The organism is Planctomycetota bacterium (genome assembly GCA_039182125.1).
GTDB lineage: Bacteria > Planctomycetota > Phycisphaerae > Tepidisphaerales > Tepidisphaeraceae > JBCDCH01.
This window is the reverse complement of record JBCDCH010000001.1, coordinates 89,770-111,371: the sequence shown is the minus strand read 5'-3', so window position 1 is coordinate 111,371 and position 21,602 is coordinate 89,770. Positions and strand designations below refer to the sequence as shown.

The following is a 21,602-nucleotide window of genomic DNA, read 5'->3' as shown; positions in this document are numbered from 1 at the left end:
ACACGCACTCTTTGACACAACCGCGATCCCCGCGATACTGGGACCACAGCCATGACCAAGACGATCCAGAGATTCATCGCCGTCGCCGCCCTCGCCCTCGTGGGAGTCGGGTGCAATAAGTACGCCTCCGTGAACCCCACGGTGACGCCCGGTTACACGCTCCAGCAGCGTGACATCGAGATCGCCCGCAACATCGACATGGAAGGCAAGATGCTGCTCGATGACGCGGACAAGTATCTGCTGACGCGGCCGGTGAGTCAGTTGACCTACTGGAACGTCCGCAAGATGAGCCCGTAACTCGGGTCGTCTTCCGATGATCGATTGACGTGAAAGCCCGCGCCGTTCGGCGTGGGCTTTCCGCTGCGCGCCTACGCTGCCCCCGTGCTGCGGCGTGATGATTCCCCAACCAGTTGGCCGCAGCGTTTGAGCCAACTGGTGGCGTTCTCGCCGGCACGCCAGCCCTACATGGTGCGGCGAAACTACCGCCACGAGATCAAGTCAGCGTTCACGTTTCCACTCGCGATGGCAATGGCCGAAGGGGCGTTCGCGGGAGTGGTGGCCGGCAAGTACTTCGATGCGTCGCAGTTGCTGTTGGCGGTTATCACGGCGGCCCCGATGTTCGGGAACATCGTCGCGCTGTTCTGGGGCCAGGTCGCCGAGGGCCGGCGGAAGGTGCCGGTCATCAATGCTCTGCAGCTCGGTGTGGCGCTGGCCGTGGGAGCGGTGGGACTGACATGGTTCATCCCCGACACGAACGGAATGCCGCCCGCGTACGCCGGCTGGATTTTCGCCGGCCTGATCGTTCTGGCACGCGTCTGCGCCAGCGGGATCGTCACGCTCCGCAGCGCGGTCTGGCGGAGCAACTATCCGACTGCCAGCCGGGCCCAGATTGTCGGGCGGATCACCGTCGTGAACATGGCCACGCTCGCGGTGCTGACCACCGCGGGCGCGCTGCTGCTGGATCAGATGCCGGCCAGTTACGCCGTGATGTATCCGGTCTTCGCCGCCATCAGTGCGATCGGCATTTACGAGTTCAGCCGAATCCGCGTTCGTGGCGAGGCGTTGCACCTTCGCGAACAGCCCCGGATCCAGCGTCGCGGCGGGGTGTTGCGGACATACGCCGACCAGGTCTCGGCCGGCCTCGCGTTGCTCCGTGAGGATCGCGTCTTTGCCAAGTACCAGTGGTTTCAGTTCCTGCTCGGCGTGAGTTTCATGTTCGCCGCGCCGAGCCTGTACTACATGGTCAGCAAGGAGATGACCGATCCCGACCGGCAGTACACGCTTGCGGTGATCGTGCTCTCGCTGATCCCCGTGGTCGCCAGCACGCTCTCGATTCAGTTCTGGGCACCGTTGTACGACTCGATGAGCTTGTTCCGCTTCCGCACGATCCAGAGCGGGATCATCGTCATCTGTCAGGCCACCATTCTCGTGGGTGCGCTGACCGATCAGCTCTGGGTGGTCGCCGTCGGGATGCTGTTACAGGGCGTCTGCTTCGGTGGCGGGGCGTTGGCGTGGCAACTCGGCCAGCACGCGTTCGCCGGCCCCGACCGGATCGCGCAATACATGGGCGTCCACGTCATGCTCACCGGCGTGCGAGGTTGCTTGGCACCGTTTTTCGGTGTCGGGCTGTACTACCTGATCGGTCGGCCGGTGTTCGCGGTGAGCCTGTTCTTCAGCGCGATCGGCGTGGCGGGGTACTGGTGGATGAGCCGAAAGTACGTCCTGCCGTTGGAGAAGGTCTGACGCGGTCAGCCGGCCTTGCGGAGGTTGGATCGGGGGATCGGCTTGCGGCCGCCGGCGGCTTTTCGGGCGGCGATCTGTCGGCCGACCCAGCCGTTGAGCCGGACGTTGCGATCACTGGCGTGTCGGAGGTTTTCCAGATACGCCGCGAGGTCTTCCTCGTCGAAGCCGGCCAGAAACTTCCGGTCCGCGTTCGGATTGAACTCGAGAATGTCGGCAATGAGTTGCTCGGTGCGGGAGTCGGCGGGATTTGACGGGCGGACCATGCCTTGAATGATCGGCCAGACCGGCGGACCACGATGAACGATCCCAACACCGACAACACGGACGGCCAGAACGACGGCATCGCCGGGCTCGCGAAGATGAGCACCACCGCAGGCCTCGGCCACGAGTACCGCGCGGTGTCCGCCGTCGCCGTGACGGCACTGTCGGTCGCGGTGGTGGGGCTGTCGGCGTTGCTTGTCGATGCGCTTTTGATCCTGCCGGTGCTTGCGTTGGTGCTCGGCGTCGTGGCGTTGGTGCGGATCAGGCAAAGCGGCGGGACGCTCACCGGCGTCGGCGTGTCCGGGGCCGCGCTCGCGATCGGCGGACTCGTGCTCGTCGTGGCCGGATCGTCGGTGTTCGGCCGTTGGTCCCAACAGCGTGGCGACACGGCCCGCATCGAGGAAACCATCGGTGAACTCCGGTCAGCCCTGACCCGCGACGACTACGCCACCGCCTACACGCACACCGCGCCCCGCTTCCGAGATCGCTTTCCGGCGTCCTTCTTCTCCAACGTGTTCGACGGCATGCAGGGTGAGTTCGGCAACCTGACCGACTTACAGACCACGGGCCTGATCCGCTTCGACGAGTCGGAGCAGGGCATCCGCTATGCCCAGACGCAGTTGATCTTCACCGTCGAGAACCGCGAAGACCCACTTCGGCACAACGCGATCTTCACCAGCGAAGCGGGCGGGACCTGGCAGCTTTCGTCGCTGCAGGATGTGTTCGAATAATCCTCATCCGAGCGGCGACCCGTGTCCGATAACACGGCCATGCGGACCAAGCTCGGTACCCACCTGTCACTATCGCTTTCGTTGACGGCCCTCGGCTGCCTGTCGTTGTCGGGTTGCGGACTGCTCGGCGGTGGGGGTGGCCTTGATGCGATCACCTCGTTCAACGAGGACGAGAGTTTCACGCCGATCGATCCGGCCGAGTATCCCGACGCCCAGATCACCGAGTCCGGCCCGACCGGCCCCCGGCTCGCGCAGATCGACGCCGACCTGCCGATGTACCTGACCAACGCGCCCAAGGGCACGAACATCTTCGGCGAGTTCAACGAACTCGCGCCGGGGCCGCAGCGTCCGCCGGGGGCGTCCGGCTTCGCACAACTCACGTTCGTCGAGGACGGCTACGACGCCGACGTGTGCGTTGATCGGATCGGTAAAAACCTTGTCTTCGCCTCGACCCGCCACCACGAACGCCCGGAAATCTACTTGCAGAAGATCGGCGGGCAAAGCGTCACGCAGCTCACCGCCGACCCGGCCGACGACGCCTTTCCGACCTTCAGCCCCGATGGCTCGCTCATCGCGTTCGCGTCCAACCGCGCCGGCTCGTGGGACATCTACACCATGACCCGCGACGGCAAGGACGTCACCCAAATCACCGACGGATTCACGCAGGACATGCATCCGTCCTTTAGCCCCGACGGCAACCGCATCGTCTTCTCCCGCTTCGGCGGACGCAGCGGACGCTGGGAGCTATGGATCGTCGACCTGCGGACGGGCGTGAACAAGATGGTCGGCTTCGGTCTGTTCCCCGACTGGTCGCCCGACACGACCCGGGACGTCATCGCCTATCAGCGCGCACGGCAACGCGGCACGCGCTGGTTCTCGCTGTGGACACTGGAGATACGCAACGGCGAGCCGATGGCACCAACCGAGGTCGCCGTTTCGACCAACGCCGCGATCGTGGCACCGACGTGGTCGCCGGACGGCCGAGAGATCAGCTTCGGCACGATCATCGAACCGACCGCTGCCGATCAGCCGGGGCAGCAGGATGTGTGGATCGTCACGGCGGATGGAACGAATCGCCGCCGGCTGACCGACGGCATCGGCACCAACGCCACGCCGGACTGGGGTGCCGACGGTCGCATCTATTTCATCAGCGATCGCGGCGGCAACGAGTGCGTTTGGTCCGTCGCCGCTGACGGCAGCGAAAGCGTCGGCATTGACCAGAACCTCGCCGAGATCGATGCGGGTTTGATCGGTGAGTAGGTCACGAAGTTCGTTCAGGATGACATGATGGTTTCCAACACCTTTCGACATGCGTTGCTTGGTCTTGTTCTTCTGATGCTCACCGGCTGCTTCGGCGGCGGTGATCCGGAGTACGGCGTCGAACGCAAACTCGCCTTCCCCGGCATCCGGCAACAGACCTGGGCCGTCGCGCCCGCCATCAACCTCTCCGGCCAGCGCAGCGTCGACCCGCTGCTGCAGGGCGACTTGTTGTTCCAGGAGGTCAGCCAGACCGAGGGGCTCGTGGGCGTTCCTGTGAACCGGGTGATCGAGGTAATGGCCGCGCTCGGATTCGAGCAGATCCAGTCGGCCGACGAGGGCGCGATGGTGTGCGAGGCGCTCGACGTGGACGCGCTGGTGGTGCCGACGGTGACGATGTACGACCCGTACGACCCGCCGAAGTTCGGCGCGACGTTGACGCTGTTCTTTCGCGGCGGGGCAGTGCGGACCGAGTGGAACGTGGAGGTCCGCGACCTGCAGCGGATGAGCAGCAGCGCCGAGGTGGCGGCGTACGTACCGCCGACGACCTTCCTGCAGACGGCCGAGGTGTTCGATGCGGCCGAAGGCTCGACACGACAAAAACTCTGGGCCTACGCGCAGGGCCGCAGCGATCCGATGTCTGCCGCCCAGGAACGGGAGTACCTGATGGCGATGGACCGGTTCTGCACGTTCGGCTATGCGACGCTGTTGGAAGAACTGCTCAACACGCCCGGCGCGACCGGCCCGATCGTGCAGAAAGTAAATTCCCCTTCGGTGGCCCGCGCTTCAGGCCGATAAGGAGGAGGAGGTATCTGCATGGAATCCGAATCAAAGCCGACCGGCAACGTTCTCGAGACGCGCACCCTTGCCCTGCACAAGGGTGAGCACGAGCACCGCTTTCGTTACGAGCCGGGCGACGAGCGGTCGGTCCTCGATGCGGTAATCGGCATCGTCGGCGACACGACCGGCAAGGCCGACGACGCACATTTGGACTGGTTCGACGCCGCAGTGCTTTCTCACCAACTTGGTGAGCATTTGGCAAAAGAACTCGAAGCGATCATGCCGAAGAAAGCCGCATGAGGTTTGCATTACCGGTCGCTCGAATGCGAGGGTTCCGGTGTGTCGGGGTTTGAGAGTGCACGGGAAGAAAATGCCGGTCGGTCGCCTGCGGGAGTGTGGGTCGTCGATCGTCGCGGTCTGAGGATAAAGCCCGCTCGGGCCGTCAACGCCAAGCCTGCGAGACGTGGAACGTCTCCACGCACTTCGAGTGCCAGCAAGCGGAAGCACGACGGCAAGCCATTCCGGGATTGTTTCCCCCGCGGGACATGCGGTCACTGATGACCCAAACCCGCACCGCGGCACACACTCGATGTACGACGACATTCGCGATATCACCGACAACGGCTCCTTCGCCCAGCCCTCCACCGACACGCAAGACTTCTCCGAGCGCGGCGGCAGCCCCAATCACGGCGACCGGGTCACGGCGACCAACGACAAACCTGACACGGCCCGCGCCGAAACTCCGCAGGAAAAGCAGGTCTCGGACCTGGCCCGCGAGTTCCTCGACCACCTCAAGCTCGAACGGCACTTCTCCGACTACACCGTCCGTAGTTACGGCGCGGACCTGACACAGTTCTGTCAGTTCCTCATGGGCGAGATCGGTCGGAGCTTCAGTAGCATCGACCGTGAGGCCGACGCCCGGCCGATCGACGTGAAGCTCGTCGATGTCGAAGCCGACGTCGTGCGTGAGTTCCTCGCCTACCTCGCCGCCCAGAACTACACCAAGAGCACCACCGCCCGGAAGCTGGCGACGCTGCGGAGTTTCTACAAGTTCCTCATCCGTCGGGGCCGCGTCGAAACCTCGCCGATGAACGCCATCCGCACGCCCAAGCAGGACAAGCGCCTGCCCAAGTGCCTGACGCTCGAACAGATCCAACTCCTGCTCGACGCCCCCGGCGATGCGGACATCCTCTCGCTCCGCGACAAGGCCATGCTGGAAGTGCTCTACTCCAGCGGCATCCGTGTCAGCGAACTCGTCGACCTCACGCTTAGCGATATCGACCTTGAAGAGGGCATTCTCCGTGTCATCGGTAAGGGCCGAAAGGAACGCCTCACGCCCATCGGCTCACAGGCCATCGGTGCGATCCGTCGCTACCTGCAGAACCGCCAGCTCGACAGCCGCATCGACCCGCCCGGCCCGGACCAGAAGGTCTTCCTCAACAAGCACGGCGATCCGCTGAGCACCCGCAGCGTCCGTCGCAAGCTCGACAAGTACCTTGCCCAGGTCGGCCTCGATCCCGGCATCAGCCCGCACACGCTGCGTCACAGCTTCGCCACGCACCTGCTCAATAACGGTGCCGACCTCCGCGCGGTTCAGGAACTGCTCGGCCACCAATCACTGTCGACGACGCAGGTCTACACCCACCTGACCACCACCCGTGTCAAGGATGTCTACGACGACGCTCACCCGCGGGCCCGCACCGACGGCATCAACGGTTACGCGATGCCAAAGGCGTCCTAGGTCGAAGCAATATGTGAATCGCGAAAAGTGGAACGCGAAGTGCGGGGCCGGCCCTCGCACTTCGCGTTCCATGTTTTGTGTTTCACGCTCTCGAAACCGCCCCAACATTGACGAACACGCCCGTACTCGCGACAATCACTGCTCCATGCGATCACACGCCCTCCGTACGTCGTTGAAATCCGCCAAGCTCGCCCTGGCCGCCGCGGCCGTGACGCTGTTCATGGGTGCGGGATGCGACGATCCGGACTCGCCGGAGAACAAGATCAAGGCCGGCCTGGCCAACGCTTCCGGCTCGCTGGCTGCCGAGAACTACGACGCGCTTCGCGCCGACCTCACCGGCCTCACCAGCACCGGCGGCAGCCCGACCGAGCTTGCCAACACCTACGACCTGCTGGCCCAAGTCGAACTCGCATCGGCCCGTGCGATCCGTAACGACGCCAACGCCAAGCTCGTCGATGTCGAGAAGCGTCTTCAAGATCTCGCTGGCGTGTCATCGAACCTCGCCGACGTCAACCGCCGCATTGCCGCCCTCCGTTCGGCCGACCCCGGGCCGGCACTTCAGGCCATCGACGACACCGTCGCCGGCCTTCGCGGTGCCGGGAACGCCGAGACCTTCACCATCGGCGACGTCGATATCGAAACCGTCGGCACGCTCGAGCAGGAAGTGAGCCGACTCCAAGGCGAGGTTGCCAATCTCGAAGCACAACGTCAGCAACTCGAGACCACCCGCCTGGCCGCGCTTAAGCGTGCGTCCGAACTGTTCTCCCAAGCCGACAGCGAATCCGGCGACGCGGGCATGGACACGTTCCGCAACGCCATCGTCGCCCAAAAGGAAGCCTCCAACACCGCGACCCAGCAATCGCAGTTGGACGTCGAACTACTCGCCGTCCGCGGCGATCTCGAAGTGGCTCAGGCCAAGCTGGAATCACTGGCGAAGGGTGTCGAAAACATCGAAGGGCTGAAGGCTGCGACCGAAACGCATTGGGAAACGCTGCAGAATCAGATCGCCGTCCAGCAACAGCGGGCCGAGGCGAAAAAGGCCGAAGCCGACGCATTGATCAGTGGTGGCGATGGCGAATCGCTCGGCGAAGCACTTGCCCAGGCCCAGTCGCAGGTCGAAGCCGCGAAGACCGCGTTCGCGGCCGCCGTCCAACGGTTCAGCGAAGGTGCGAGTCAGGCGAACTCCGCAGGCCGTGACTCGGCCGCGCCACCGAAAGCGTACTTCGATCTTTCCACCGGAGCTGCCCAACGGGAGCAGGGCGAGTTGCTCATGTCCGTGGCGACCAGCGCGTATCTTCGCGAGATCATCGCTCGCAGCGCCGAGAACTCTGGCGTGACGCTGCCCGACGCGCTCTCGTCGTCGGCTTCCGCGGCCGATCTCGATGCCAATGCCGAGGCAGCCAGGGCCATTCTCGCGTCGGCCGAGCAAAGCTTTCTCGATGCCAGCAACGGCGGCGGAACGCTCGGTGCCGAAGCGCGTGCCGCCGTGTCCGACGCCGCGGCGTTCCTCACCGGGTTCACCCGCTTCTCGCTCTCACAAGTCGCGCTGCTCACCGGCAACGACACCGAGGCCGAGCAAGCGCTCAAGAGCGCCGTCGACGCGGTTAGCGAGTTGGACGACGCCGAGTTTTACCCGCTGCCCGTCGCGATGCGTGACTTGCTCAACGGTGTTTCGCGCAGCATGCCCGCCGACGCGCCGTCCGATGAGGAATCGCCTGCCGAGGTCGAGTCGATGGACGAGTCGGAAGAATCACCCGCCGACGACGAGATGTCGGAAACGCCCGACGCGTCCGAAGCCGGCGATGCCAAAGCGATGGAGAAGTAGATCGGCATTTCGCCTAAACTGATTTCGTCGCCAGGGGCGGCCGGCGTGGTGTCGGCCTGAGAAGCACCCTTGGAACCTGACCCGGATCATGCCGGCGTAGGGAGGCGGCGGGCCATCGCACATTCGTGAAGTCCCGCCGTGCTCAACCGCGCCGCTTTGAAGAAAGCCGCCGTGATGAGCACGCCCGATTCCAAGAACGTTCAGTTGGAGTTCCCCTGGACCCTGCCCGCCATCGGCGGCAACCCCGGTGACGAATCCGCCACCACGCCCGGCTCCTTCGCCAACACCCCCGACCTCGGCGGCCCGCTGTCCTTCAGCAGCCCCGACACCCCCGGCATGCCCGAGCCGTCCGGCAAGACGGCGTGGGACTTCCTGCCGGAGGGGTGGTCGACCGAGGTTGAGTACGGCTGTCAAGAATGCGGTCGTGATGAACCACTCACTCTCGAGTTACTTGGCGAATGGCGAAAGAACGCCGGTGATGCGAAGCAGATTCAGGTTCCGTTTTGGCAAGCAGACGGTGGTTCCCGAACAGTCGTCTGCCCAATCGACTTCGTTCCGGTCACCCAACTCGAACACGCTCGCCTCGGCATCATCACCGAGCAGATGCGGCGCGTCGCCGAGCGCGAGCCGCACCTGACCGCGGCGCAGGTCCGCGACGAGATCGCCGCCGGCCGACTCGTCATCCCCGCCAACCGCAAGCATCTCGGGTACAAGCTGGACCCCATGGCCATCGGCCGGTCGACCAAGACCAAGATCAACGCCAACATGGGCGCGTCCCCCGTCTCCTCCGGCACCGACGAGGAAGTCGAAAAGCTCCACTGGGCCGAACGCTGGGGCGCGGACACCGTGATGGACCTCTCCACCGGCGGCGACCTCGACGCCACCCGCCAGGCCATCATCGAGAACTCCACCACGCCCATCGGCACGGTGCCGATCTACTCGATGATCATCGGCCGCAAGATCGAAGACCTCGACGAAGCGATCATCCTCGACACCGTCCGCCACCAGGCCGAGCAGGGCGTCGACTACTTCACGATCCACGCCGGCATTCTGCGCGAGCACCTCAAGTTCGCGAAGGACCGCCTGATCGGCCTCGTCTCGCGCGGCGGCAGCCTGCTCGCCAAGTGGATGCTCCACCACGAGAAGCAGAACCCGATGAACACGTCTTGGGAGGCGATCTGCGACGTGATGCGCGAGTACGACGTAACCTTCAGCATCGGCGACGGCTGCCGGCCCGGCGGACTCGCCGACGCGACCGACAACCTGCAACTGCTCGAGCTCGCCGAGATCGGCAAGCTCACCGAACGCGCGTGGCGCCGCGGCGTGCAGGTCATGGTCGAAGGCCCCGGCCACGTGCCGTTCGACCAGATCGAGTACAACATGAAGCTCCAGCGGTCGCTGTGTCACGGCGCGCCGTTCTACGTGCTGGGCCCGCTGGTCACCGACATCTTCCCGGGCTACGACCACATCACCAGCTGCATCGGCGCGACCGCCGCCGCCTACCACGGCGCGAGCATGCTCTGCTACGTCACGCCCAAGGAGCACCTGGGCTTGCCGAAGAAGGACGACGTGAAGCAGGGCTGCATCGCCTACAAGATCGCCGCCCACGCCGCCGACGTCGCACTCGGCATTCCCAGCACCCGCGACCGTGACGACGAGCTGACCAAGGCCCGCGCCGCGCTCAACTGGCAGAAGCACTTCGACCTCTCCTTCGACCCCGACACCGCGCGGGCCTACCACGACGAAGACCTCGACGTCGACACCGACTTCTGCGCCATGTGCGGCCACGACTGGTGCAGCGTCCGCATCAGCAAGGAGATCCAGGATTGGGCCAGCGGCAAAGCCGAAGGCTTCGAGCGCGAAAAAGTCATGCGCTCCGCCGCCCTCACCGACGAGCAAAAAGCCATCCTCGAACAACGCGGCGTCCTGAGCCCCGAGGAGATCCACAAGCTCGCCACCAAAACCAAGAAGGCCGTGGACACCGACGACCACGGCAAAGCCGCCTGCCACAGCGACTACGTCGACGCCGACGAAGCCAAGGCGAAGCAGAAGCTCGTGCAGCTGAATAAAGCCCCGGCCATGAACATCCCGAGTGAGGACCGGGTGATCTAGACGATGCCACCACCGCGTCTGTTCGTGCTGTTTGCCGCTTCCGCTCCGATCGCGGCGGTCTTGCGTCGCGGTCCCAGCAAGCGCTGGCAAGTCTTCCGGTGGGAGCTCAACGGCGATCAACTAACGCCGGGCGACGTGTTCTTTGGAAGCGTCTATCCCGATGCATCGGATGTCTCGCCTGACGGGAGGTTTCTGCTGCTCAACTGGGGTGATTTCCACTGGCCGCCGCACGAAGAGGTCGGTGAGACATGGACGACACTAAGCCGACTGCCATCGCTTGTGCCGATCTGGCGAAGGCCGGATGAAGAAGGGCACTACTGCGTGGGTGGTCGATTCGTCACCAATGGCGTACACCTGAACACGTGGGTCGACGTCGAAGGGCAGATCGGTCCTTTCTCCCAAGCCACGCCAGACGAAACCGACCTGCTCTACTGGCGTCGCTCGCCCAACGTGTCACACTCAGATCGGCCGATGGATCTCACACTGCCTCACGGGGCCGCATGGGTGATGCGTGACACCCGGCGGCGTGCCATCTTCGTCCGGGACGGTTGTCTGTACCGCATCGCTCGCCACGGCGAGGTTCTTCTGCATGATTTCAACCCGATCGAGTTTGGTCCCCGCGTCGCCAATGAGATGGTAAAACAGTGGCGAGCTCGGCCCAGTACAATGCAATGATGCCAATCCATGACTGGACACGGGTGAGTGCGGGCGAGTTCCATGCCTTTCACACCGGCTGGCTTGTCAGCATGCAGCGTTCGCTCAACAACGGCTTGCTGCCCGACACCATTTACGCGTTGGCGGAGCAGCATGCCGGCGAAATGCACGCTGACGTGCTGACGCTTGAACGACCCGAGCCGGACGGGTCGATCGGGGACTCCGAACACGGCGGAACACTCGTACTTGACCGTCCACCCCAGACCTCCGTGAAGGCCACCATCGCGCGTGAGCCCATGCTCGAAGCGCGTCGACGCTCTCTTGCGATTCGCCATGTCAGCGGCAACCGGCTTGTTGCATTGGTCGAGGTCGTGTCGCCAGCGAACAAGGATCGCTCGTCGGCCGTCGAGCGGTTCATCGACAAGTGCGTGTCGGCCGTGCAAGCCGGAGTGCATCTCGTAGTGATCGATCTCTTTCCGCCGCGTGGCGAAGGAACGGGAGGACTTGGCGCAGCGGTGTGGCGTGAGATCGGTGGAGAACCTGATCTGACAGACCCCGCGACATCGCTCACGCAGGTGGCTGTCCGGGTCGGCTCGGAAGTCTTGGGCATCGGATGCGAGGTGTTCGCCGAGCATGTTCAAGTGGGTGTACCCATGCCTGATTTGCCACTGTTCTATGCCGCGGAGTGGTATGTCAATCTTCCGCTCGAGCGGACTTACAACGAAGCGTTTGATGGGGTGCCTCGCCACCTTCGGCGACAACTAGGCTTTCAAACAAGCGACTGATCCGAGGTTTACCGATACCGCCATGCCCGTCCGCTACGAACACGCCGAGCCGGTCGACGCTTCGCCTGCCGCCGCGTTTGCGCTGATCGACGACCTGCCCCGCGCGGCCGAGTGGCTCCCGCCGTGCGTTTCGCTCACCAACGTCACCGGCCCGCCGAACAACGTCGGCGACAAACTCCACTACGTCTTCAAGCAAGGCGGCAAGCAACAGGAGATGGGCGGCCAGATCGTCGAGCGCGTCGAGAACGAGAAGCTCGTCAACCGCTACGAGGACAAGGCGTTCGCCGTCGTCGTCGACCTCCGCGTCAGCCCCGACGGCGCGAACGCCATCACGCACCACGCAATCGAGATCACGCCCAAAACGTTCATGGGCAAGCTGTTCACGCCGCTGATCAAAATGGGTTTGAAGAAACAGACCCGCGACGCCGCGACAAACCTGAAGCGGCTGCTGGAGGCTGCCTAACCTCCCCCATGCCCACCATCGCACTCCAGCTCTACACCGTTCGTGACGCGCTCAACAACGACCTTGACGGCGGGCTCGCCGCGCTGGCGGAGATGGGGTATACGCATGTCGAACTGGCCGGGCTCTACGGCCTGACCGCCGAGCAGCTCAAGGCCAAGCTCGACGCCAACGGCCTCACCGCCGTGGCCGCCCACGAAGGCTGGATCCCCGGCGGCGATGCGACCGACGCGATCAACACCGCCAAGGTCTTCGGCTACAAGTACATCATCCAGCCGTACTGGCCCGACGACCAACGCACCGTTGCCGGCTACCGCAAGATCGTCGAGGCGATCAACGCACAAACCGCCGAGGGCATCACCTTCGGCTACCACAACCACGACTTCGAGTTCGAGAAGATCGACGGCGACACGACCGGGATGGACGTGATCTTCGACGGCACCGGCGTCACTGCCGAGCTCGACACGTGCTGGTCGGCCGTCGCCGGTGCGGACACGGTCGCGTGGATGCACAAGCTCGCTGGCCGACTGCCGCTGATCCACGTCAAGGACTGCGCCGACTACGGCACCAAGCAGCTCACCGAGGTCGGCACCGGCATCGTCCCAATCAAGGACATCCTCGCCGGCGCGGCGGAAGCGAAGGTCGACTACTTCGTCATCGAGCAGGACAACAGTTGGATCGACAATGACAGCCTCAAGAGCGCGAAGATCAGCCTTGAGAATCTCAAGGGCATGCTCGGCTGATGCAGTGCGACCTCGCCATCGTCGGCGCGGGGGCGGCCGGGCTGTCGGCCGGCATTTTTGCCAAGCAGGCCAACCCCGATGCATCCGTCGTGCTCCTCGACGGTGCGAGAAAGGTCGGCGCAAAGATTCTCGTTGCCGGCGGCGGGCGGTGCAACGTCACGCACCACGCCGTGGACGTGCGGGACTACAACGCGGCGAGCCGCAACTTCGTCAAGAACGTTCTCGCGAGCTTCACGGTCGAAGACACAACCCGCTGGCTCGATGACATGGGCGTGCAGCTCAAGCGCGAGCCGACCGGCAAGCTCTTTCCAACCACCGACAAAGCCCGCACCGTGCTCGACGCGCTGCTGGGTCGCTTGGCGGACCTCGGCGTCGACCTGCGCACCGAGTCGCGCGTCACCGGCATCGTGCCGACCGGCGACGGCTTCACACTGTTCATCAACGAAACCGAGAAGCTCACCGCGCGTCGACTCATCGTCTGCACGGGCGGCCGAAGCCTGCCCAAGACCGGCTCCGACGGCGGCGGCTATGCACTGGCCAAAGCGCTCGGCCACACCGTCACTGACACGCACCCGGCACTCGTCTCGATCGTCCTGCAACAGCACTTCTTTCACGCCAACCTGGCCGGCATCAGCCACGACGCGGAGATCGTCACGACGCTGGATCGCAAGCCGATCGACCGCCGGACCAGCTCGCTGCTCTGGACGCACTTCGGCCTAAGCGGCCCAGTGGTGATGGACGCGAGCCGACACTTTCTCGCGGCAAAGCTCGCCGGCGGCGAGCCGCAGTGGACGCTCAACCTCCTGCCCGGTGAGCGGTTCGACACGGTCGAGCCGAAGCTGCTCGGTCAGTCGAGCGTGACACTCCGCCGCGCGATCGACGGGCTCTCGCCGATGCCGGAGAAGGTCGTCGACGCGATGCTCGCCAGCATCGGCGTCGCGCCCGACACGCCGCTGGCGCAGCTCAAGAAGGATCAACGCCGCAAGGTCGTTCACACGCTCACGGCGTTGCCGTTGCCTGTCGAACAGGACCGCGGCTGGAACCACGCCGAGGTCACCGCCGGCGGCGTCCCGCTGAGCGAAGTCGCCTGGAAAACGATGAGCAGCCGCAAGCACGACGGCGTTCATCTGGCCGGCGAGATCCTCGATCTCGACGGCCGCATCGGCGGCTTCAACTTTCAATGGGCCTGGGCCACCGGCCACCTCGCCGGCAAAGCCGCCGCTCAGGCCTTAGCGTCCGACTTGTCGAACTCCACGTCGGCATAAACCTCCGCCAGCGGTAGGTCGACCTCGACCGAGTCCAATCGGGCCGTTGCGTCCAAGCCTACCGCAACGTCGAACGTCCACGTGCCATCATCGTTGCGTCGAAACACCCGAATCCGTGGTTCGGTCTGACTGATCACGACATACTCTTGAAGTGACTCGACAAGTCGGTAGTGGTCGAACTTCTCTCCAAGATCAAAGTCACTGGTGGAGTCGCTGAGCACTTCCACGATGACACGCGGGTTCAGCACGCTGGTGCGATGCTTGTCGTCCGGCGGGTACTCCGTGTCGCCACAGATAATCATAGCGTCCGGGTAGTAGCCCCGAAGCGCTGCGGGGACTTGAAGCTTCAGCTCGCTGCCGTGGACCTTGCACGGTTTACCTCGCAGGGCGGTGCGAAGTGTGCTCGAGACACCGATCGAGATTGACGAGTGATTCTCGGTTCCTCCCGCCATTCCTTCGGGCGCGGGTCCATCTCCGATCCATTGGATCGGTACGAGCTTGCCGTCGTGAAACTCGTGCTTCACCGGTGAGCTCTCCTCGAACGCGAGATACTCCTCCCATGTGTAGCGCTTGTTGGTCGGGACCGGCTGCTCCATGGGGCGATTGTAACACCGGCGGAGTCACGGTGCGTAGCGACCCACCAGGTGCGTGGTGGCGGCGGGCCAGAGTCGAGATAACGGACGTTGTCAGCATCGCTGTCACGATCGTCGACCGGCGCACGCCCGCCGTCATCTTCTCCGTCCGGGCCGACGGTCCAAACGCGTGGACGGGGATCGACCTCGTCGCCGGAGCTGTAGCGGATCGGTGTGCCGGTCATGGGGTTGATCGCCTCGACCGGCAAGTAGTCCGGCACACAGTCGGAGAGCGATTCGGGCCAGTCGCCGTGCTCGTTTCGATACAGCGAGGTTGCGATGACCGTCGCGGCGAGCAAGCGCGTTCGCTCGGACCGAAACCGCATCTCTGCCGCATGTCGGCCGTACACCGGATTCGCCATGATGTACGCGATGGTGCCGTACCAACTCTCGGGTTCGGGCGGAAGTTTGGCCTCGGTTTCGGCCATTGTCCCCGCTTGATCCAACGCCTGCTTCAACTCGATGGCGTAGTCGGCGAGGTCGGCGGCGCTTTGTCGGTGGGCCGGTCGGCCGACAACCCCAAACGCCGTCGCGTCGTCGTGACGGAGCTTCGTTTGTGCCACGGCTGTTGAGCCGGCGATGGCGTTGGTCAACGCGACGTTAATCGGATCGTCATCGAGCAACATGGCCAACCAAATCTCGGCCTCGGCACAAACCGAAGCGTCCGACAGATCGACCCAAGGCAGCAGTTCGGCGACACGTTCCGCCGCCACCGTGTGCGAACTGAGCGCGTAAACCCCGTCGAGCCAAACGTGTGTTGAACTGCCTAAGGCCTGGGCGTGAAACTCGATCAATCGAATTGTCGCAAGCGCGTCGGCGTGGTCGCCGTCGTGCCACTTCAAGGCGGCCGACATCCACACGAGTCGGTTCAATTCGCCAACGGCCTCAAGATGCGGCAGCTGCGCGTCGATCATCTCCATCACCGAAATGAGATTGCGATACGGATGCGGCCGACGTGCTTCGACGCGATGACCCTCGGCCAGTTGTTCAAGTGGGAAGAGCTCTTGAAGAGCTGCTGAGTTGTCGTCGACGGCGACGACCGCGGCCTGCCAACTGCTCGGGTACACCGTCGTCGCAAACCCATGCTCTGCGACCGCGACGATCGCCTGCTCGGAAGTCAGCCCGGCGTCGATGTATGTCGCGATCTCGGCCACCCGTAACATCTCCGTCTGCTCCTGCGGCGTTTGAGAGAGTTCGTCTTGCAAGGAAACGAGATGTAGGTCGCTGCAATAAGTCTCACGCATGGCGGCGGTTTCGAGCACGAGTGACTGCACGGCCTTGTCGATGATCGGTGCCGCGTTGCGGTCGTCGGGGATGTCGCCCAAGCGTTGCTGGGCGGTCACCACGTCGAATCCGAAGTCGGCATCGAGCAGGCGTTGGTGCCCGGCCTCCATCGCGCGGGTTGCGGCGAACGTCCACACCAGCCATGCCAGGACCAGCCAGACCGGCGTGAGCGTTACGAAGACGGACAAAAGCTTCAATGCTCGACGCATGCAGACACCGTAACGCTGATTAGTGAGATGGCTCGGGAGAAACCGTTGCGACGTTTCTAACGCCACCGGGTGCTGCGGTACGCTGTTCCGCATGTCCCTCGCCACCTCCCTCGACGCCAACATCCATGGCTTTGCGCACAAGCGGTCACGGACTTGGCCTTATGTGGTGGAGCGGTTGAGCGAGTCGGTGTGGGTGGTGGCGGATGAGCCGCGGGCGAAGGCGCGGGTGCGGGAGTACTTCGTGTTGCATGATGACGCGGCGGCGGCGGCGCGGTTCGTTCGGAAGCATGCCGGGCGGGCACCGTTCGTGTTTTGTGTTGGGCATACGAAGCTCGGGCGGGACAACGACATCGAAGCCGCGTACAAGGACGCAGGGCTGCGCTTGTTCGGCAACGAGGGGCTGTTCGTGCGCAAGCTGCCACCACGACCGAGGCGTACCGACAAGCACGATGTTCGCCGGATCGATTCGGTCGAATCCGCGCGGGCGTTGGCGAAGGCGGCAAAGGTGCGTCAGCTCACCGAGGACGAAGCCGCCGATCCCGACGCGGACTTGCGCGTTCACATGGCGGTTGTCGACGGAAAGCCGATCGGCTGGTGCGGATCGGTCCGCACCTCGAAGAAGAGCGCCACGACCATCGACGTCTACGTCGACCGCAACCACCGCCAGCGCGGCATCGGCAAGGCGCTCATGCGGGCCATGCTCGCCGACGACGCCAAGCGCGGCATCACCGCCAACCATCTCATCGCCAGCCGACTCGGCGGCAAGCTTTACGCCAGTGTCAGTTACGACCACATCGGCACCCTCGCCTGCTTCCGCGGCTAACCTGCCCCGATGCAGCGGACGCTCGAACTGTTGAACCAAGGCATCGCGGAGGGCTTGCACCCGGGCTACCAGATCTGCGTGATCCGCGGCGGCGAGACGGTCGTCGATCACCACGCCGGCGAAGCGCGGACGGGCGTGCCGATGACGGGTGACACGCTGACGCTCTGGATGAGTGCCGGCAAACCGATCACGGCGATCGCGGTGGCACAGCAGGTGTCGGCGGGGCGGGTCGACCTGAACACGCCCGTCGCCGAGTACATCCCCGACTTCGGCCAGGGCGGCAAGGGCACGATCACCGTCGCGCATGTGCTGACGCACACGAGTGGCTTTCGCAAGGTCGGCAGCAACTGGTCGACCGAGCCGTGGGACAAGGTGATCGAGCGGATGTGCGCGGCGGAGATCGAGCCGGGCTGGGTGCCGGGCGAGACGGCGGGGTATCACGTTGCGAGTGGTTGGTATGTGTTGGGCGAGATCGTGCGCCGGGTCGACCCGCGGCAGCGCTCGTTGGAGGTGTACCTGCGCGACGAGGTGTTCGAGCCGATGGGCATGGCCGACAGTTGGATCGGCATGCCGGCGTCGAGGTACGCCGACTACGGCACGCGCGTCGGCATGGCGTGGCACACCGAGAAGGGCGAGACCAAGCCGATGCCGTTCCCGCACACGCAACTCGGCTGCACGCTCTGCCGACCCGGCGGCAATGCACGGGGGCCGGCCCGGGAGTTGGCCAGGTTCTACCAGCAACTGCTCGAAGACCGCACGAGTGATCCGGTGATCCGCACGTTCACCCAGCACCAGCGCGACGGGCTCAAGGACCTGACCTTCGGTGCCGTGTTGGATTGGGGATACGGGTTCCTGATGAACGACGATCGCGGCAAGCGGCTGCCCTACGGCTATGGGCCGCACGCATCGCCGCGGACCTTCGGCCACAGCGGTAACCAATCGTCCTGCGCCTTCGCCGATCCGCAGCACGACCTGGCCGTGGCGTGGGTCACCAACGGCCTGCCCGGCGAACTCGCGCACCAACGACGACAGCACGCGCTCAACACAGCCATCTACGAAGATCTCGCGATCAGTTGACCCAACTCCGCGACACGCGAACTGCCGGGCAGGTCCAGCGCTTCGTGCCAGGGTCGGCGGACATGGCTGACCGGTTCCCGACCGTGGTCGAACCATTGCCAGATCGGATGGGCCCCGTAGGCGAACCCCGCGCCGCCGGCCTCGAGTCCGGCGCGGATCGCGGCTTCGACGTCGCCGGCATCGAACCAACCGACGTCGGGATCGAAGTCCATCGGATGGTCCTCGTAGCACGGCTCGGCATCGAGGCAGGGCTTGCCCGGGTCGGCGGCTTTCATGCGGCGGATCAGCTCGGCGGGGCCGGGGTCGGCGCGGTGGTGGCCGGACTGGCACATGTGGAAGTCGAGCCAATCCTCGCCGGCGAGATGGTCGGCGCTGGTCTCCTTGCCCTTGGGGTGGTAGCTCATCAGGTGCGGCGTCTGCTCGGCGGCTTTGATCCCTGCGGCCATCTCGCGCCAGACGGGCCGGTAGTCGACGCCCTCATGCACCGGTGGCCGGTCGCCACCGAGGACCCAGATGAGATGGTCGAGATGGCCGAAGCGTGCGCCGATCCAGGTACCGAAGGCCCGCGCGTTGTCGGCGTTGATGAGGATCGGCGCATTGCCCCAAAGGCGCAGGACGAAACTGCCCCACGTCGGCAGCAGCGCAACACGCAGACCCCGCTCGCCACAACGCCGGATCACGTCCTCGACGAAGTCCATGTACGCCGGGTTCGGTCGCGTGGGGTCCTGGTCGATCAGCGCGAGCTCACCGGCATGGTTCGGCTCGGATTCGCCACCGAGCTCGGCAAGGACCACGGCCTGAATCACCGTGAAACCCTTGGCCGCGCGGTCGTCGAGGTAGCGGTCGACCTCGTCGGGCGTCGCACGATGAAAGAGTTCCCACGCGGTATCGGCGATGTACGGGAACACCCGGCCGTCATCGGTCACGAGGCGATCAGCGGTGGTTGACAACGGTGACATTCGCCCAGCGTATCACGACGTCCGTCGGCATCACCCCAAACGCCAGTGATGCATGCCACCGGTGACGGTCGTTTCGACGTCGGGCAGACGAATGTCGGCGGTGATGGTCTCGGGCAGTTGGAGGTGGACGGCATCATCACGTTGCCAGCGGACGGTGATGTTGCCGTGGGGCGTCGGGAAGACGGTGTCGCACCGACCGACGCGTTGCCAGTCGGTGACGGGTTTGAACGTGACCTGATCCCATCCGGCCGCCGTCTGGCGAATGCCGCCGAGGGTACGCATGAGGTGGTACAGCGGATGCGCGGCCCAGGCGTGAGAAACCGTTTCCTGAACAAGATACGTGTCGGTGGCGAAGGACTCGAAGCAGCCGCCGTACGGGAGCATTGGTGCCCAGTGTCGGGCGATGTGATCGAGCATGGCATGTTCCATGCCGAGCTTCTCGGCGACGTCGTAGACGTAGGTGACCCAGTAGCTTGACGGGTTCGCACCGCCGTGGAGATCGCCGGCGAGGTAGTCGGCAATGCGCTGGTGCAGCGGTGCGTCGTTGCGTAGCTGGGCGAGTAAGGCGAGCGTCTGGCAATGGATCGAGTGACGCGGCACGTGCTCGCCACTGGCATCGAGGCCGTCGATGTACAAACCCGCGTCGGCATCGAAGAGCACCGCGTCGATCCGCTCGAGTTGCTCGGTGCGTTCGGCCCGTAGGACGTACGCGTCCTCTTCGCGATCGGCCGCATCGCAGACTTCGGCCAGCGCATCGAGCATCCAGGCGTGCCAGAGATTCAGCAGCGTCGGCGTACCCGTGTCGTGAAGGTCGCACCAATCAAGGAAGAGCCAGTACCGCGGGTCGTACTTGAGCAGACCGGCTTCGCCCAATCCTTCGGTGCGGAAGTAGCGCAGTACCTTCTGCACGTTCGGCCATTGCTCGAGGAACAAGTCGGTGTCGCCGGTCTGCCACCAGTGATCCCAAAGCGTCATCATCCAGATGAGCGAAAAGTCGGGCAGCACACAGGTGTGCGCCATCGTCGGCGCGTGGCCGTAGGTCAGGCCGTTGGGCAGTTGCTGGCCGATGATGGAGCGGATGCCGCGGACCAACGGCCGATCGTCGTTGACGAGGTGGAACGTGTTCTGGCTCTGCACCCGCGCGTCTCCCCACCACTGCGCCTGCTCCCGCCAAGGCGTATCGGTATACGCGTCGGTCAGACACACCCGCTGGGTTTCGCGGCACATCTCCCAGATCGCATCGACCTCGGCATCGTCGGTCTCGAACGTGCCGGCGATGTCCAGGGGGTAAATCGTCTCACGCAGCGTCGGCATGACTCGCACTTCGCCGGATGCTTGGATGAACAGGTAGCGATGCCCGATCGGTTGGAATGCCTCCCAATGCGTTTGACCCGCGTCGACGCGCAGTTTGGCGGCCATGTCGATGCGGTTGCGGACGGTCTTCGGCGGCAGGATCGGCTCGCCGTCGGCGTCGACGGCTTGAACGAAACTGATTTCCAATTCAGTCGGCGTTTCGGCATCAATGTCGAGGCGGAGCGTTCCCAGTCGTGTTCGTCCCAGGTCGAACGCCAACGTCGCGCCGTCGATCGGCTCGTAGTCGATGATGTCGGTCGTAAGGTGCGGAACGCCGCGCTCGGTCATGCCCGACCACGGTTCATGGCCGAACACATACGCCATCCGCGGCGGGTGCCAGTCGTAGTCGGACGCATCCCCGCCGACCAAATCGGGCGGCGGGCTGTCGGTGAGATCGACATGCTCCTGGTAGCCGAGTTGCACCGAGAGCTTGGGCGTGAGTCGGCTGTGCGTGGCGTCGAGTCGGGTGCCCCAGGACTCGTCGGTGACGATGCGTTGATCCGGCAACTCGATCGTGCAAAGCAGCCCGGCGGCGTCCTCATGGCGGTACTGGAACGTCCCGCGTCCGGGGTTGTGAACTTGGACGGCGATGATGTTTTCGCCGATTTGGAGATGCTCGGCGATGTCGTGCGTGTCGAACGGCCAACTGCGTTGGTATCCGCGGGCTGGACCACGGTTGACGTAGTGCCCGTTGACGTGCAAAACGTACTGAGCGTCGGCGGTGATGTGCATCGAAACCGATGCCGGGACTTCGTCGAGCACGAAGCTCCGCCGAAAGTCCGCGTAGATGTTGTGCAGCACCTCGTAGGAGCCTTGCGGCCAGATCCACATTGCCGACCGCAGTGGATGATCGGGCGGCAGCTCCTCGGGTACGGGCATCCCGGCGAGAATATCCGGCAAGCAAAGGC

The 21,602-nt window shown here is 64.5% G+C and carries 21 protein-coding genes and 1 riboswitch; of the genes, 16 read left to right on the top strand and 5 right to left on the bottom strand.

Annotation, left to right across the window (positions count from 1 at the left end; translation table 11 throughout):
* The first annotated feature begins 51 nt into the window (after positions 1 to 51).
* Together AAGD32_00380 and AAGD32_00375 are read left to right on the top strand one after the other, a co-directional pair.
* The gene (locus AAGD32_00380) at positions 52 to 297 is read left to right on the top strand and encodes a hypothetical protein (protein ID MEM8872689.1); all 246 of its coding nucleotides are present in this window, start codon (positions 52 to 54) and stop codon (positions 295 to 297) included.
* A gap of 84 nt (positions 298 to 381) precedes the next feature.
* On the top strand, positions 382 to 1,743 hold the full coding sequence (locus AAGD32_00375) for an MFS transporter (GenBank protein MEM8872688.1): 1,362 nt from the start codon (positions 382 to 384) through the stop codon (positions 1,741 to 1,743).
* 5 nt (positions 1,744 to 1,748) lie between these two features.
* On the opposite strand, the gene AAGD32_00370 is transcribed toward AAGD32_00375, so the two are convergent.
* The gene (locus AAGD32_00370) at positions 1,749 to 2,006 is read right to left on the bottom strand and encodes a hypothetical protein (protein MEM8872687.1); all 258 of its coding nucleotides are present in this window, start codon (positions 2,004 to 2,006) and stop codon (positions 1,749 to 1,751) included.
* A gap of 33 nt (positions 2,007 to 2,039) precedes the next feature.
* Here AAGD32_00370 and AAGD32_00365 point away from each other — a divergent pair, with 33 nt between their 5' ends.
* The 12 genes from AAGD32_00365 (at position 2,040) to AAGD32_00310 (ending at position 14,357) form a co-directional block, all read left to right on the top strand.
* On the top strand, positions 2,040 to 2,735 hold the full coding sequence (locus AAGD32_00365; protein MEM8872686.1) for a DUF4190 domain-containing protein: 696 nt from the start codon (positions 2,040 to 2,042) through the stop codon (positions 2,733 to 2,735).
* Between the two features lie 21 nt (positions 2,736 to 2,756).
* Entirely contained in the window at positions 2,757 to 3,995 is a 1,239-nt protein-coding gene (locus AAGD32_00360) for a hypothetical protein (protein ID MEM8872685.1), read from the top strand.
* A gap of 27 nt (positions 3,996 to 4,022) precedes the next feature.
* Positions 4,023 to 4,790, top strand: coding sequence for a hypothetical protein (locus tag AAGD32_00355; protein ID MEM8872684.1), 768 nt, complete (start codon positions 4,023 to 4,025; stop codon positions 4,788 to 4,790).
* Between the two features lie 18 nt (positions 4,791 to 4,808).
* Positions 4,809 to 5,072 (top strand): hypothetical protein, encoded by a 264-nt coding sequence (locus AAGD32_00350; protein MEM8872683.1) that lies wholly within the window; start codon positions 4,809 to 4,811, stop codon positions 5,070 to 5,072.
* Positions 5,073 to 5,361: 289 nt separating this feature from the next.
* Positions 5,362 to 6,513 (top strand): tyrosine recombinase XerC, encoded by a 1,152-nt coding sequence (gene xerC / locus AAGD32_00345; protein MEM8872682.1) that lies wholly within the window; start codon positions 5,362 to 5,364, stop codon positions 6,511 to 6,513.
* A 145-nt stretch (positions 6,514 to 6,658) separates the two neighbouring features.
* On the top strand, positions 6,659 to 8,338 hold the full coding sequence (locus AAGD32_00340) for a hypothetical protein (protein MEM8872681.1): 1,680 nt from the start codon (positions 6,659 to 6,661) through the stop codon (positions 8,336 to 8,338).
* 22 nt (positions 8,339 to 8,360) lie between these two features.
* Positions 8,361 to 8,458: riboswitch (TPP riboswitch) on the top strand.
* Between the two features lie 18 nt (positions 8,459 to 8,476).
* On the top strand, positions 8,477 to 10,450 hold the full coding sequence (gene thiC, locus AAGD32_00335) for a phosphomethylpyrimidine synthase ThiC (protein ID MEM8872680.1): 1,974 nt from the start codon (positions 8,477 to 8,479) through the stop codon (positions 10,448 to 10,450).
* 3 nt (positions 10,451 to 10,453) lie between these two features.
* Complete coding sequence (locus AAGD32_00330; protein ID MEM8872679.1) at positions 10,454 to 11,125, top strand: hypothetical protein; 672 nt, start codon at positions 10,454 to 10,456, stop codon at positions 11,123 to 11,125.
* Positions 11,095 to 11,889, top strand: coding sequence for a DUF4058 family protein (locus AAGD32_00325; GenBank protein MEM8872678.1), 795 nt, complete (start codon positions 11,095 to 11,097; stop codon positions 11,887 to 11,889). Before AAGD32_00330 ends, AAGD32_00325 begins: the two co-directional genes overlap by 31 nt.
* A gap of 22 nt (positions 11,890 to 11,911) precedes the next feature.
* Complete coding sequence (locus tag AAGD32_00320) at positions 11,912 to 12,352, top strand: SRPBCC family protein (protein ID MEM8872677.1); 441 nt, start codon at positions 11,912 to 11,914, stop codon at positions 12,350 to 12,352.
* Positions 12,353 to 12,360: 8 nt separating this feature from the next.
* The gene (locus AAGD32_00315) at positions 12,361 to 13,092 is read left to right on the top strand and encodes a sugar phosphate isomerase/epimerase (GenBank protein MEM8872676.1); all 732 of its coding nucleotides are present in this window, start codon (positions 12,361 to 12,363) and stop codon (positions 13,090 to 13,092) included.
* A complete protein-coding gene (locus AAGD32_00310) occupies positions 13,092 to 14,357 on the top strand; it encodes an aminoacetone oxidase family FAD-binding enzyme (GenBank protein MEM8872675.1) in 1,266 nt (421 codons plus the stop codon). Before AAGD32_00315 ends, AAGD32_00310 begins: the two co-directional genes overlap by 1 nt.
* Here AAGD32_00310 and AAGD32_00305 read toward each other — a convergent pair.
* Both AAGD32_00305 and AAGD32_00300 read right to left on the bottom strand, forming a co-directional pair.
* A complete protein-coding gene (locus AAGD32_00305) occupies positions 14,315 to 14,953 on the bottom strand; it encodes a Uma2 family endonuclease (protein MEM8872674.1) in 639 nt (212 codons plus the stop codon). The genes AAGD32_00310 and AAGD32_00305 overlap by 43 nt on opposite strands.
* Complete coding sequence (locus AAGD32_00300) at positions 14,878 to 16,482, bottom strand: hypothetical protein (GenBank protein ID MEM8872673.1); 1,605 nt, start codon at positions 16,480 to 16,482, stop codon at positions 14,878 to 14,880. Before AAGD32_00300 ends, AAGD32_00305 begins: the two co-directional genes overlap by 76 nt.
* A gap of 91 nt (positions 16,483 to 16,573) precedes the next feature.
* Between AAGD32_00300 and AAGD32_00295 the strand changes: the two genes are divergently transcribed.
* Positions 16,574 to 17,305: a GNAT family N-acetyltransferase gene (locus AAGD32_00295; GenBank protein MEM8872672.1), complete on the top strand. Its 732-nt coding sequence runs from the start codon at positions 16,574 to 16,576 to the stop codon at positions 17,303 to 17,305.
* A 9-nt stretch (positions 17,306 to 17,314) separates the two neighbouring features.
* Positions 17,315 to 18,382, top strand: coding sequence for a serine hydrolase domain-containing protein (locus AAGD32_00290; GenBank protein MEM8872671.1), 1,068 nt, complete (start codon positions 17,315 to 17,317; stop codon positions 18,380 to 18,382).
* Here the strand turns inward: AAGD32_00290 and AAGD32_00285 are convergent.
* Together AAGD32_00285 and AAGD32_00280 are read right to left on the bottom strand one after the other, a co-directional pair.
* Positions 18,358 to 19,341, bottom strand: a complete 984-nt coding sequence (locus AAGD32_00285) for a DUF4038 domain-containing protein (GenBank protein MEM8872670.1) — start codon at positions 19,339 to 19,341, stop codon at positions 18,358 to 18,360. The genes AAGD32_00290 and AAGD32_00285 overlap by 25 nt on opposite strands.
* A gap of 30 nt (positions 19,342 to 19,371) precedes the next feature.
* The gene (locus AAGD32_00280; protein ID MEM8872669.1) at positions 19,372 to 21,573 is read right to left on the bottom strand and encodes an alpha-L-rhamnosidase C-terminal domain-containing protein; all 2,202 of its coding nucleotides are present in this window, start codon (positions 21,571 to 21,573) and stop codon (positions 19,372 to 19,374) included.
* Positions 21,574 to 21,602 lie beyond the last annotated feature (29 nt).